The following is a 13,039-nucleotide window of genomic DNA, read 5'->3' on the forward strand; positions in this document are numbered from 1 at the left end:
CTCGTCAACGATCTTTCCCGGATTGGCCGGGAAATCATCGGCGTGCCCCCGCTGGGGTTCCTGCGTCCGTTTGGATAAACCGATCCGTAGCGATGCCTGGTACCTTCCCATGACTGCGACCGACGGCCCGTTCGATGCGGTGGTTGTCGGTGCGGGGCCCAACGGACTCGCGGCGGCGGTAGAACTCGCGCGCGCCGGCGCCTCGGTGGTCGTTCTGGAGGGCACTGCTGCGATTGGTGGTGGCACCCGAACGGAGGAGTCGACGCTGCCGGGCTTCCTGCATGACGTTTGTTCCGGTGCCCACCCGATGGGGATCCTCTCGCCGTTCTTCCGTCAGTTGCCTCTGCACGAGCACGGCCTCGAGTGGGTTCAACCTACCGCCTCGGTTGCACACCCGCTCGATGATCGCCCCGCGGTGATGTTGTGGCGCTCGATGGAGCGCACCTGCGAAGGCCTCGGGCGCGACGGCGCCGCGTATCGTCGCCTCCTTGAGCCGTTTCTGCGCGATCCGCACTCGCTGCTCAGTGACGGCATGGGTCCGCTCCGGTTTCCGAAGCGCCCGGTTCAGTTCGCTCGCTTCGGGCTGACGGGTGTCTGGCCCGCGACGTGGCTCGCGAGGACTGTCTTTCGTGAGGAGGCGGCGCGCGCGCTGTTCGCGGGATGCGCGGCCCACTCGATCCTCTCGCTGGATCATTTTCTGACGTCGGCGATGGGCCTGATGTTCGCGATCGCGGGGCACGTCGAGGAGTGGCCCGTGGCGCGGGGCGGTTCGATCGGGGTTGGGAAGGCTCTCGTGAGCTATCTCGAATCGCTCGGCGGGATCGTTCGCACGAGCGCGATGGTCCGCTCGCCTGCGGACCTGCCGACGGCGCGCGTCTATCTCTTCGATACCGACCCGCGCCAGATGGCCCACATCGTTGGTGCTGCCCTGCCCGAACGCTACACGCGCCGTCTCAGCCGATTCTACTACGGCCCGGGTGTGTTCAAGGTCGACTGGGCTCTCGGTGGACCCATCCCGTGGCGAGATCCGAACTGCCTGGAGGCGTCGACCGTGCACGTTACGGGCACGCTCGCGGAGACCGCGCAGAGCGAAGCCGCCATGTGGCGCGGACGCGAGCCCGAGCGGCCATTCCTGATCGTCATTCAGCAGAGCCAGTTCGACCGGACGCGGGCGCCCGAGGGCAAGCACACGGGCTACGCTTACTGCCACGTTCCAGCGGGCTCGACCTTCGACATGACCGAGCGCATCGAAGCGCAGATCGAACGGTTCGCCCCGGGGTTCCGGGACCAGATCCTCGCGCGTCATAAGACGAATACTGAAGACCTTGAGCGGAGCAACCCGAACTACGTGGGCGGCGCGATCACCGGCGGAGCCGCGGACATCACGCAGTTCTTCACACGGCCGATTGTCCGGCTGGATCCGTATGCGACGCCCCACCCACGGGTGTATCTGTGCTCGGCGTCGACGCCGCCGGGAGGCGGTGTGCACGGCATGTGCGGGTATCATGCGGCGCGGAGCGCCCTCCGGCGCCTGCCGACCCTCGAGCCCGCTCGACTTTGTTGAGTCTCGGTCGAACCGGCTTGCCAATCCGGTGCAGACCGGCGAGACAATCGAGTCATGAAGATCTCCCTCGACGAAGGTGATGCTGCGACCGGTCCGCTTGCCGGCGTGCGCGTTCTCGATCTGTCCGGTGTGGTCTCCGGTCCTCTTTGTGGACAGGTACTCGGCGATCTCGGCGCGGACGTCATCAAGGTCGAGGCGCCGACCGGAGACGCCACGCGGCGGCTCGGGATGCCCGACGAGTCCGGCTTCACGGGCTGGTACCTGAACTTCAATCGCAACAAGCGAGGCATTGGGGTCAATCTTAAAACCGAAGGCGGTGTCGAAGTCGTCCGCCGGATGGCGAAGGAGGTCGACGTCGTCCTGGAGAACTTCCGGCCCGGTGTCGCCGATCGGTTGGGTGTGGGGTACGACGCGCTGGTCGCGGACCATCCGGGCCTCATCTACGTCGCTATCAGCGGCTTCGGCCCCGACGGCCCCTACCGGGATCGCCCAGCCTACGACTCGGTAATCCAGGGGTACGCGGGCTTCATGCCGACCCAGGGTGGGGACGGGGAGCCGACGCTGGTTCGTTCCATCGCGGCCGACAAGGTGAGCGGCATGACGGCGACCTACGCGATCCTCGCGGCCCTGTACGCGCGCGAGAAGAACGGCGGGCGGGGGCAGCGCATCGACATCCCCATGCTGGACAGTTGGATCGCCTACATCCTCCCCGACATCTTCCTCGATCGCGCCTACGCGGATCGGCCCGAGCCGGGGCCGGCTCCGAACATCCACCGCACCTGGGCGACGAAGGACGGCCACGTCGTGATGATGCTCATTGAGGATCACCAGTTTCACGCGATGTGCCGGGTGCTCGATCGGGAGGACCTCATCACCGACCCACGCTGCGTCACGATCATCGACCGCTTCATGAACGCGGAGACCCTCTTCCCGGAGATCGAGGGCGAGATCGCGAAGTGGACTACGCACGAACTGGTCGATCGAGCGAATGAGTTCGGTGCACCGCTCGCACCGGCGAACGGGATTCCCGAGATGATGGCGGATCCGCAGGCGATCCATTCGAAGATCGTCGTGGAGGTCGATCACGAGAGTGCCGGTCGATTTCGGTACCTGCGGAGCCCGGCGCGCTTCTCGGACACGCCGACCGCGTTTCGCGCGCATCCGCCGAAGCTCGGTGAGCACAACGAGCAGGTTCTACGCGAGATCGGCTACTCGGCGGAGGAGATCGCGGCGCTTCGCGAGGCGGGTGCCATTACCTGAACGCCGCTACTTCTTCTTGGGCCGCTCCCCGTAGTCGCCCCACGGCGCGTCGCGTTTGTAGATAACTTCTCGAAAGCCCTTTTTCTTGAACGACTCCGCCCATCGGTAGGCTTCTTCCGTGTGGCGGGTGGCGCAGTCGAAGAGTGTGCCGAAGAGCTGGGGCGGGCGCAGTCCCATGTTCTCGAAGGCCTGGTTGATCAGCAGCTTTTTCAAGGCGAGCTGGTTCGCCGGGATGTGTTGGAAGCGTTGCGCGTACTCCTCGACGCGCTGGGCGAACTCGGCTGCGGGATACGCGCGCGAGACGAGTCCGATTCGGAGGGCGGTTTCCGCGCCGATTGCTTCTCCGGTGAGAAGGAACTGCTTCGCGTGCTCGAGACCCAGGCGGTAGACCCAGATCATCGTAGTCGGCGTGCCGAAGACGCGCGAGGGGGCGTATCCGATGTAGGCATCGTCGGCCGTGAAGAGCTGGTCGCAACACAGGACCATGTCCGTGGCTCCGCAGACCGCGAACCCGTGCACCTGTCCGATCACGGGCAGCGGGCAGTTCCAGACCTTCATGAATCGCTCGACGTTCTTGTTCATGAACTGGTAGTCGCGCACCTGATTCCAGGCCCCCTCGCGTGGCTGCGGGCCTGGGGCGTCGTAGGGGCTTTCCCATCCGCCCCTGCCCGCCGCGACGAGGCCGTAGCCGGCGGTGAAGACGCGGCCCTCGCCACGCAGAATGATCGCGCGGACAGCCTACGAAGCCGTTGCCCCATCGATTCCTTCGGCCACGCCCTGCACGACCGGCCCGGTCTGCGTGTTGAGTTTGTCGGGGCGGTTCAGGGTGAGGATGGCGATGGAGTCGCGCTCTTCGTACCCGACGGTGGTCGTTTTTTCGTTCGACCTGGGGAATTTTTAGCAGGCTCGGGGCGCCGGCCGGACTTCGCGCCTTGACAGCCACGGTCGGCTCGGCGATTGATTCGCGCCGTGACGGAGATTCAGAATCGAAACCGAACGTACGGGGGCCTCGCGGCCGCTGTGTGCCTCCTTGCTGCCGCCTGCAGCTCGCCCGCAGACGAGGCGGCCAAGCCGGCCGATTCCGCCCCGGGCGCTCAAGCGCCCGCCGCCGAATCGGATGCGACGCCGCCGAAAGCCACGGTAGAGGTGATCACGAGTGAGCTGTTCGTCGACATCGAGGCCGAGCCGGATGAGGGTCCGCCGCCTCTCACGGTCCAGCTGACCGCGACGGTTGAAGACAACACGGGTGCGGTCGAGTGCGAATGGGATTTCGGCGACGGCTCGCCTAAGGGAAGCGGCCTGAACCCCACGCACGTCTTCTCGACGGTTGAAGACTACGAAGTGATCGCGCGCTGTAAGGACTCGACCGGTGTCGCAGGCGAGGGCGAAGTCGACGTCTTCGTGGAAGAGGCCGACTGAATTTCGAGGGCCCGACCTATTCGGGGTCGGGCCGCGTGTACCACCAGGCCCACACGCCGAACAGGAACTGGAACGGGAGTCGCACCCAGTTCGTGACCGGGCTCCCGGTGCCGGGACCTTCCGGCCCGACGTTCTCGAGCATCATGTAGACGTTGGCCGGGTACACGGCGATGAGCAGGGCGATCACACCCCAAGCGGCGAGCACCCGAGTCTTCGGCTCGAGAAGATAGACGCCGAGTACGATCTCGATGAGTCCGGAGATCACGTTCAACCATTCGGGGTTGGGGAGCTCCGGGGGGATGATCGCGACGAAGAAGCTCGGGTTGATCAGGTGCAGGAAGCCCGTGAAGCACAGTTGGAACGACAGGAGGTAGAGGAGGGGCTTCTTGAATCTCGCCATCCGGGGAGTGTGCTCCTCTGAGGCTCGAAATCCAAGCGGTCGCCGGCGGCGGCAGCGGGAGGCGTCGTTCGTGCAGCGCGACGCGGTTGTCGTGCCCCGAAGAGCGGTCGGCTACCCAGCGGGTCGTAGATCTCGCTGAGCGGCATCATCGGCCTCTTCCTCTCCCTCTTCGAGGCCGATCTTCTCTCCTTCGCGCACGACATGCGACGGGACGGTGGTGGGCCCAACGCCGGCGTCGCCGCAGATGGCGAGGAGGGTGGCCAGAACGAGTGTCGTGAGCCGCTTCGATTTCATCGGTGTTTCCTCGTGTTCGTGCGGCCGTCGGGGATGGGGACGAAGAGGAATCGCGGGGGCCGCCGCATTGAAGATACCGGCATGGCACCGTCGGGTCATGAGTCCGGTCTGGACTCCGTCCCGAGGCGTGCTGTAATGAGGCCGACCCGCTCGAAGGAACCCGGCTGCAGACCGAATACACGACCGTCGTCGACCCGGCGGAACTCGTCCCGCTGGCCATCGCGATGGGAATCCACGTGATAGCGGCAATTCTGCAGACCGGGCTCGCGCTCTTCCTGATCGCTTCGGGTGTCTACGCGCTCGCTCGCCCTGGCGGCGATTCGGTTTGGGCGGGACGACTCGGGCTGGCTGTCAGCGGTGTCGCGGTTTCGAAGGTGTTTGCCGGTCTTCGAATCGGACTCGGTGTGCTTTTGGTGCTGCCGTTTCTCACGGGCGCGCCCACGCTCGTATCTCTCGTCGCCGGCGTCCTTGCGTTCGGGGTTCTCCTCCTCGCGGAGCGCGCTCTTCCCAAAGGCGGGGTCCCGCGGGGGCGAATGGCCCGGCGGGTCGCGATCTTCGCCACGGCCGCGGTCGCCCTGTTCATCGTCTGGGAAGGCGAAGACGGATTGGCTCTCGCCGTCGCCCTCACCACGAACATGTCCGAGTCGCGTGTGCACGAACTCGACTGGCAGCACGAGAAGGACGTGGGCGCGCCCAAGGTCGGCGACGTCGCACCCGATTTCGAACTGCAGGACCCGGAGGGAGAGACCGCTGTGCGTCTCTCCGACTTCCGCGACAAGAGGCCGGTGGTCCTCGTCTTCGGGAGCTATACTTGACCTCCCTTCAGTAGTGGGGCCGGGCGTCTCACCGAACTTTACGAGAAGTACAACGACGAGGTCGAGTTCATCGTCGTGTACGTGAAGGAAGCGCATCCGACCGACAAGTGGTGGCTCGGACGGTCGCGCACGCAGCGCGTCCTTCATGGGTTGTCCGGCAACCCGGCTCGGTTGGATGTGAAGGACCCGGTCAACCTCGAGCAGCGCCGCAAGGTCGCCGCGAGCTGTCAGGCAAATCTCTTCGACGGTGTCGTGCCGCTGTACGTCGACACGATCGCCGATGAGGTGAGTGCGACCTATGCGGGGAAGCCGACGCGGATCTACCTGATCGGGAAGGATGGCCGCGTAGTCTACAACCCGGGAATCGGTCCGTTCGGCTTCAACCCGGACCACCTGGGCAACGAGATCGAGCAGTACCTCTCCGCCGGCTGACGGCGCCGCGCTAGTTCACGTCGATTGCGCTGCGGAAGGCTTCGGGATCGAGACCGTATCGCCGCAGAAGGGCCGTGAAGACTTGCTGCTGTAGGGCGGGATCGAGGCCCTCCCACTGGCTCCGCATCGATTGGCGCTCTCCGTCGTCGAGCGGACCATGGAGGATCCGCCCGCCGAACGCCCCGGCCCAGTCCTGCGCGTTCGGTTGTCGCTTCGGCCCCTGGCCTTGGCCGCCGGTCGGCGCGGCCGGGCCACGGCTCTGCTTCGGCGCGACGGCGTGTGCGTCCCCGGTGCTTTCCTTGGCCATCGACACGAAGGCGGTGAGGAGTTCGCCGATGTCTCGATCCAGCTCGGAGACACGCTCTTCGAGTCGAGCGCTCTCCTCCTGGTATCGGGTGGCGCGCTGCTCGGACACCCAGATGCCGATCGCGGGACCCAAGATCCCCGCTCCGATCAGAGCCACGTAGAGGCTCGTGGTGAACCATCGACGGTCGGTCTCGATTCGGATGACCCGTTCCTGCAGCTCCCACAAACGACCGTCATCGACGGGCGGCTGGTTTTTCGGGGCGGCAGGGGCGGGTTCGCGTCCGATGGGGCGCGGTGGGAGCATGGACTCCGGACGATATCAGCGGGGGGCCGCCGCGCACTACGCGAAAAATGGGCGAAGAGAGGCCTATAGGTTCTAGCGGATCTTCGGGGTTCCGACGACGCCAGCGGGCCCATGCGAGCCCATTCGGGGCCGTTGTCCGGAGCGTTTTGTTTTCGGATGGGATGGGATGTAGTGCTTCGTCGATTGACGAGCGTTGGGGCGCTGTTTCCCGAACGTACCGACTTTTGAAAGCGAGCCCCCAATAGTGGAACGATTACCCTGGGCCGCGGCCCTCCTCTTGCTCATCCCGACGCTGGTGTTGGCGCAGGGGGAGACTGTTGCCCCATCGACCTACGTGGAGGATTCCGAGGAACCCGTCGCGCTCGGCGGCGAGGAGTACGAAGCTGATGCTGCGGGCGCCCAGGCCGAGGCCGTCGAAGACACGGGGTCGGCGACCGGGCTTTCCCGCCGCAGTGCCGACCGCGTCGAAGAAATCGTCGTGAGCGCTCGGAAGCGAGCTGAGCGGCTGGAAGACACGCCGGTGTCAGTAACGGCGCTCAGCGAGAGCACGCTGCGTGAGGCCGGCATTACGCGCGTGGATCAGATTCAGGAGCTGGTCCCGAACATGACGTTCCTGCAGAGCTTCGCGGGCGCAGCCGGGGTGCAGATCCGATTGCGCGGTGTAGGCACGTCGGCGCCCGGGCCGGCGTTCGATCCGGGCGTCGGGTTCTATGTGGACGGCGTGTTCCTCTCGCGCGCGCAGGGCGCTCTGATCGACGTCGTGGACGTGCAGCAGATCGAAGTTCTCCGCGGCCCGCAGGGGACGCTGTTCGGAAAAAATACCGTCGGCGGTTCGGTCAACCTCACGACCGTGAAGCCCGGGCCCGACCAGGAGGGCTTCATCATGGTCCGCCCCGGGAACCTCGGCGCCATCGACACGCGCGCGATGGTCAACCTTCCGATCGGGAGCGGGTGGCTCGAGGACCGATTGTTCACGCGTCTCGCCTTCGCGAGTGCGCAGAACCGTGGATACAATTACAACGCGTTTCGCGACGAGTACGTCTCCGATCGCAACTCGCTCAGCTTTCTCGGAAGCCTGCGCTTTCTGCCGATCGACGACGTGACGATCGACGTGAGCGGTACCTGGTCGAAGGACATCACTCAGGGGCGTGGTGGTCAGTGCGTGAACATCACGGAGGGCGGTCTCACGGCGCTCGTTCCAGGTGACTACCCGGCCGTGTGTGCCGAGACGCGCCCGTTCGAGTCCGGCGCGAATCTGGACCAGCTGAGCAACATCTCGAACTACGGCACGTGGGGCACCATCCGATGGGCTGCCGGCGACCTGGGTCCGATCGAGGACATCGCTCTCAAGTCGCTCACCTCCTGGCGCCAGCAGTCGATCCGCACACGGACGGACCTCGAGGGGAGCCGTATTGCGGTCGTTGATGTGAACCAGGCGGGAGGGAGCCCGACGGACGGTACGCCCGGGAGCGCGCAGCAGATTCAACAAGAGCTCCAACTGAACGCGAGCACCTGGGACGGACGGATCAACTTAGTCAGCGGCCTATTCACTTATTGGGAGAAGGCCGAGGCCGGCAATACGGTGTTCGTGCACGTCACGCCGACGGGTACGCCGACCGCGACGAACAGTGCGATCTCCACCGACAACTTCACCTGGGCGTTGTACGGACAGGGCACCGCGGACGTGACTGACTGGCTGAGTCTGACGGCGGGCATTCGCTACACGTCCGATCGCAAGGGCGTAGCGCAGTTCAACCAGGATACGTTCGACCCGAGTCTTCCGGGCTCCGGCGGAAGCGGAGAGAAAACCTTTCAGTCCTGGACGCCGATGGGGACCATCGCGTTGCTCGCACCGGAGAGCTGGATCGACGAGACGCCGATCGATCACTTGATGACGTACTTCAGGTACTCGCGGGGCTTCAAAGGCGGCGGATTCAACGCGGCGGTCCAGGCTGCGTCGACCGTGACACCCTCGCCGTACGATCCGGAGACGCTCGACAACTTCGAGGTCGGGTTCAAGACAATCACGTTCGACCGGCGTGTGACGATGAACGTCGCGCTCTTCTACGGAAAGTACGAGGACATCCAGATCACCGCGCAGCGAAGCCTGGAGGACGAAGAGGGGAATCTCACGGTACAGCGCCTGACCCTGAACGCCGCGAAGGCCACGACCCAGGGGGCCGAGGTCGAGATTCAGGCCCGGCCTCTGCCCGGCCTGAATCTCTCGGGGACGCTCGGATATCTCGACGCGACGTACGACAATTTCCCGGGCGCGCTCTCCGATCTGAACGGCCAGGCGATCGACCGTGGCGGTCAGGGCTTCAACAACGCGCCGAGCCTGCAGACCTTCCTGTCGGTCCAGTACTCTCTCCCCGTTTCCGCGGGCCTGGACAGCTCCCCATGGCTCGAAGGCTGGATCACGCCGCGGCTCGAGTGGGCCTACCGCGACCGCTACCACGTGCTCGGCCCCGAAGTCTCCGAGACGGTGCAGCCGGGCTACAACCTCATCAACGCACGCCTCTCCTACGACTTCCTGGACGACCGCGCGCAGGTTGCCCTCTGGGGCAAGAACCTGATCGACGAGGGCTTCATCGACGACGCCTTCGCCGTCGGCGCCGCCTTCGGCTCCGCCCTGCGCTTCTATGGCCTCCCCCGAACCTACGGGGCCGAATTGAGCTATCGCTTCTAAAGAAGACAGCAGTGGGGACACACTTCAGTGTGTCCCCAATGCAAACTATCACCCAGATGACGACCAGAGATTCCGCCGAGATTAAAGAACGTCCCCTCACTCCGGGGGCCTTGACGACTGCGCTTACCGGGGCGTTTCCGGGGGTGGAGGTCGCGGAGGTGCGGGTTCTCGAGCGGTCGACGGGGACGAACAGCAATGCGCGCATTGGTCTGACCTATCGCCATCGGGAAGGTGCTCCGGAGACTCTCTTCGTGAAGCTTCCCTCGACGGGGGCCACGCAGCGGGAGCTCGTGCGGAAGAGTGGGATGTCCGAACGGGAACTCGGTTTCTATCGGGACGTCGCGCGGGACGTGTCGCTTCGCGTCCCGGGGGTTTACGGGACGGAGTTCGACCGCGAGACCGGCGACTTCGCGATGCTGCTCGAGGACGTGGTCACCACCGGTTGTCGGTTCTTGTCCCCAGCGGAGAAGATCTCGTTTGAGACCGCGCGCGGCGCCGTGGAAGATCTCGCGGATCTACATCTCACGCATCGGACGAACGATGCGCTTCGCGAGCGGACCCGGTGGGTCGGTCCCCAGATCCGGCTGCGCGAGTATGGCGCGGGGATGCTCGGCCTGGCCCTCGAGCATTGCCGGGCGGGTCTCACCGATGAGTTCGCGCGGATTGCGCAGTTCTACATCGATCATCACGACGCGGTGCAGGACGAGTGGGACAAGGGCGCCTGGTCGATCGTTCACGGGGACTGTCATTGGGGGAACTTGTTCCTCGACGGCGAGCGGATCGGGTTCTTCGACTGGGGCTGCATGGCCTACATGCCGGGCATGCGCGACGTTGGCTATTTCTTGTGCATGGGTCTCTCCGTCGACGACCGGCGGCGGTATGAGCGCGACCTGATCCAGGTCTATCTCGACCGGATTGCCGCCGGCGGCGGACCGCCGATGGGGATGGACGAAGCCTGGGAGATGCATCGCCTACACGCGGCCTACGCGGTGCCCGCGTCCGCACCCGCCTCGATCTACGGGCTCCTGAAGGACAAGGTCGAATTCGATCCGGAGTTCGTCGCCGAATTCCTGGTCCGCTCGAGCGCCGCGATCGCTGATCTGGACGCGTACGATGCCCTTTCGACCCGGGTGCTCTCCGCGCCTGAGGGGCCGTAACCGAAATGCAGGCGTGTCAATTGGGCCCTTGTCTGGGGCCGGTCCGCTCACCTAAAATCTGGTGTCGCGCACCTCGCGTCTGCCCTTCGCGCAGTTGCGCCCAACTCCCGGGGCCCTTGTTGAATCTACTACGTCGATCCTTCGCGCTTGCCGCGGCCGTTCTCATTGCAATTCCTGCTGCAGCGAGTGCGCAATCGATCGCCCGCCAGTGGAACGAGCTGAACCTGGAGGCCACTCGTCGCGATCTGGCGCGTCCCACGGTGCACGCCCGCAACCTCTTCCACACGTCGGTCGCGATGTGGGACGCTTGGGCGGCGTACGACGAATACGCGCTGACTTATCTGAACCACGAGCGCGCGTCCGCCGGTGACGTGGCCGCGGCGCGCGCCGAGGCGATCAGCTTTGCGGCGTACCGGGTCCTCTCGTCACGGTTTGCGACGTCGGTGGGTAGCGCCGTCACGCTCCCGGCGCTCGACGCGAAGATGGATGCGCTTGGCCACGACCGGAACTTCACGAGCGAGGTGGGCGACACGCCGGCCGCTCTCGGAAACCGCATCGCCGCCGCGGTCTTGGCCTTCGGCGCCGCCGACGGCTCGAACGAGGCGAACGGCTACATCAATCAGTTCTACCTCCCATCGAACCCCCCAATTCTTCCGGCGCTGTCCGGAAACCCCGATCTCGTCGATCCCAATCGGTGGCAGCCGATCGCACTCGACTTCTTCATCGATCAAGCGGGGAATACTATTCCGGGTGGGTATCCCGAGTTTCTGAGCTCGGAGTGGGGGATCGTTACGCCGTTCGCGCTGAGCCCGGCGGATCTCACGATCTACAACCGAGGTGGGTTCGACTATTGGGTCTACCACGATCCGGGCGTGCCGCCGGAGTTCGGTGGCGCGACGAACGACGAGTACCACACGACGTTCGAGCAGGTGCTGGAGTGGAGCGCTCGCCTCGATCCCGCCGACGGCGTAATGATCGACATCAGCCCGAACGCGCGCGGGAACAACACGCTCGGCACCAACGACGGAATGGGCTATGCGGCCAATCCCAAGACGGGGCTCCCCTATGAGCCAGAGGTCGTTTTGGCGGGAGACTACTACCGGACCCTGGCAGAGTTCTGGGCCGATGGCCCCGACTCCGAGACGCCGCCGGGACATTGGTTCGTGCTCGCGAACGACGTGGCCGACCACGCGGAACATCAGTCCCGCATCGGCGGCGTCGGCCCCGTCGTCGATCCGCTCGAGTGGGATGTGAAGGTCTACCTCACCCTCGGAGGCGCGATGCACGACGTCGCGATCTCCGCGTGGGGGACGAAGGGTTGGTACGACTCCGTGCGCCCGGTCTCGGTCCTGCGTTTCCTCGCGGATCTGGGCCAGCGCAGCGATCCGCTCGAACTGTCGTATCACGCGGACGGCATTGCACTGGAGCCGGGTCGCGTCGAGGTAGTCGCTCTCGCGACCGTCGCTCCCGGCGAGCGCCACGAGCACCTCGCTGGCCCGGGCAATGTCAACGTAGGCAAGATCGCCGCGCGAGCGTGGCGTGGACCGGACTACATCGCGGATCCGTTGACGGACACCGCTGGCGTGGACTGGATCCTCGTCGAGAATTGGTGGCCGTACCAGCGCCCGAGTTTCGTCACGCCGCCGTTTGCCGGCTACGTCTCCGGGCACAGCACGTTCAGCCGGGCGGCGGCCGAGGTGATGACGCAGCTGACGGGTGACGCGTACTTTCCCGGTGGTCTGGGTGAGTTCGAGGCACCGCAGGATGCGTTTCTCGTGTTCGAAAATGGTCCGAGCATCGACGTGACCCTTCAGTGGGCCACGTACTTCGACGCTGCCGACGAGTGCAGCTTGTCGCGGATCTACGGTGGCATCCATCCTTCCGGGGACGATATCCCCGGCCGCTTCATGGGTGCTGCCATGGGCCCCGACGCGGTGGCTCTAGCGACGTCCTACTTCGGTCCTCATCCGACGCTCGAACTCTCCCGCGCGACCGCGTGGCCGCGTAGTCAGGGCCGCGGAAAGATCTCTCTGAAGGGAACGCTTCGGACTGGCGTCTACGGGGCGACTGACGTTCTCGACGTGTCTAGCGGGTTTGAGGTCACCGTGACGGACGACCTCACCTTGAATGAGGTCGGCGTCCTAGACGCGGACGACTGCGTCACGAAGAAGAACGGCAAGATCAGGTGCCGCTCGGACGACAAGACCTTGAAGGTCACGTTCAAGCCTTCGAAGCAGACCCCGGGTGAGTATGGGATCACCGTGAAGATCAAGGGTCGGGACTTCGGGGAGCCCGTCGCGGGGCCCATTCGCGTCGACCTTGCGGCCGCCGGAGTCGAGTGGGCAGGGCGCATCACATTGTGCGCCGGCCTGAACGCGAAGGTCGTCTGTAAGAACTGA

Annotated in this window: 11 protein-coding genes; 7 read left to right on the forward strand and 4 right to left on the reverse strand. The window is 65.3% G+C overall.

Features of this window, described 5'->3' with window-relative positions; genetic code table 11:
- The first annotated feature begins 109 nt into the window (after positions 1-109).
- Both P8R42_06830 and P8R42_06835 read left to right on the forward strand, forming a co-directional pair.
- Positions 110-1,564: an NAD(P)/FAD-dependent oxidoreductase gene (locus P8R42_06830; GenBank protein MDG2304358.1), complete on the forward strand. Its 1,455-nt coding sequence runs from the start codon at positions 110-112 to the stop codon at positions 1,562-1,564.
- A 54-nt stretch (positions 1,565-1,618) separates the two neighbouring features.
- Positions 1,619-2,824, forward strand: coding sequence for a CoA transferase (locus P8R42_06835; protein ID MDG2304359.1), 1,206 nt, complete (start codon positions 1,619-1,621; stop codon positions 2,822-2,824).
- A 6-nt stretch (positions 2,825-2,830) separates the two neighbouring features.
- On the opposite strand, the gene P8R42_06840 is transcribed toward P8R42_06835, so the two are convergent.
- On the reverse strand, positions 2,831-3,547 hold the full coding sequence (locus tag P8R42_06840) for an enoyl-CoA hydratase-related protein (GenBank protein MDG2304360.1): 717 nt from the start codon (positions 3,545-3,547) through the stop codon (positions 2,831-2,833).
- A 246-nt stretch (positions 3,548-3,793) separates the two neighbouring features.
- Between P8R42_06840 and P8R42_06845 the strand changes: the two genes are divergently transcribed.
- Positions 3,794-4,243 (forward strand): PKD domain-containing protein, encoded by a 450-nt coding sequence (locus P8R42_06845; protein MDG2304361.1) that lies wholly within the window; start codon positions 3,794-3,796, stop codon positions 4,241-4,243.
- A gap of 16 nt (positions 4,244-4,259) precedes the next feature.
- On the opposite strand, the gene P8R42_06850 is transcribed toward P8R42_06845, so the two are convergent.
- A complete protein-coding gene (locus P8R42_06850; GenBank protein ID MDG2304362.1) occupies positions 4,260-4,643 on the reverse strand; it encodes a hypothetical protein in 384 nt (127 codons plus the stop codon).
- 111 nt (positions 4,644-4,754) lie between these two features.
- The gene (locus P8R42_06855) at positions 4,755-4,937 is read right to left on the reverse strand and encodes a hypothetical protein (protein MDG2304363.1); all 183 of its coding nucleotides are present in this window, start codon (positions 4,935-4,937) and stop codon (positions 4,755-4,757) included.
- 635 nt (positions 4,938-5,572) lie between these two features.
- Between P8R42_06855 and P8R42_06860 the strand changes: the two genes are divergently transcribed.
- On the forward strand, positions 5,573-6,184 hold the full coding sequence (locus tag P8R42_06860) for a redoxin domain-containing protein (GenBank protein MDG2304364.1): 612 nt from the start codon (positions 5,573-5,575) through the stop codon (positions 6,182-6,184).
- 10 nt (positions 6,185-6,194) lie between these two features.
- Here the strand turns inward: P8R42_06860 and P8R42_06865 are convergent, their stop codons facing one another.
- Positions 6,195-6,794 carry a hypothetical protein gene (locus P8R42_06865; GenBank protein MDG2304365.1) on the reverse strand — a complete coding sequence of 200 codons (600 nt, stop codon included), beginning with the start codon at positions 6,792-6,794 and terminating at the stop codon, positions 6,195-6,197.
- 244 nt (positions 6,795-7,038) lie between these two features.
- Here P8R42_06865 and P8R42_06870 point away from each other — a divergent pair, with 244 nt between their 5' ends.
- The 3 genes from P8R42_06870 to P8R42_06880 all read left to right on the forward strand — a co-directional run bounded on the left by P8R42_06870 (position 7,039) and on the right by P8R42_06880 (position 13,039).
- A complete protein-coding gene (locus P8R42_06870; GenBank protein MDG2304366.1) occupies positions 7,039-9,483 on the forward strand; it encodes a TonB-dependent receptor in 2,445 nt (814 codons plus the stop codon).
- 56 nt (positions 9,484-9,539) lie between these two features.
- Positions 9,540-10,640 (forward strand): aminoglycoside phosphotransferase family protein, encoded by a 1,101-nt coding sequence (locus P8R42_06875; GenBank protein MDG2304367.1) that lies wholly within the window; start codon positions 9,540-9,542, stop codon positions 10,638-10,640.
- Between the two features lie 116 nt (positions 10,641-10,756).
- On the forward strand, positions 10,757-13,039 hold the full coding sequence (locus tag P8R42_06880) for a vanadium-dependent haloperoxidase (protein ID MDG2304368.1): 2,283 nt from the start codon (positions 10,757-10,759) through the stop codon (positions 13,037-13,039).

It is taken from the genome of Candidatus Binatia bacterium, assembly GCA_029243485.1.
Taxonomy (GTDB): Bacteria; Desulfobacterota; Binatia; order UBA12015; family UBA12015; genus VGTG01.

Bases quoted from the DNA above. Each gene is read 5' to 3' on its own strand.
- P8R42_06830 (MDG2304358.1), top strand. From the start codon at position 110: ATGACTGCGACCGACGGCCCGTTCGATGCGGTGGTTGTCGGTGCGGGG.
- P8R42_06835 (MDG2304359.1), top strand. From the start codon at position 1,619: ATGAAGATCTCCCTCGACGAAGGTGATGCTGCGACCGGTCCGCTTGCC.
- P8R42_06850 (MDG2304362.1), bottom strand. From the start codon at position 4,643: ATGGCGAGATTCAAGAAGCCCCTCCTCTACCTCCTGTCGTTCCAACTG.
- P8R42_06855 (MDG2304363.1), bottom strand. From the start codon at position 4,937: ATGAAATCGAAGCGGCTCACGACACTCGTTCTGGCCACCCTCCTCGCC.
- P8R42_06865 (MDG2304365.1), bottom strand. From the start codon at position 6,794: ATGCTCCCACCGCGCCCCATCGGACGCGAACCCGCCCCTGCCGCCCCG.
- P8R42_06875 (MDG2304367.1), top strand. From the start codon at position 9,540: ATGACGACCAGAGATTCCGCCGAGATTAAAGAACGTCCCCTCACTCCG.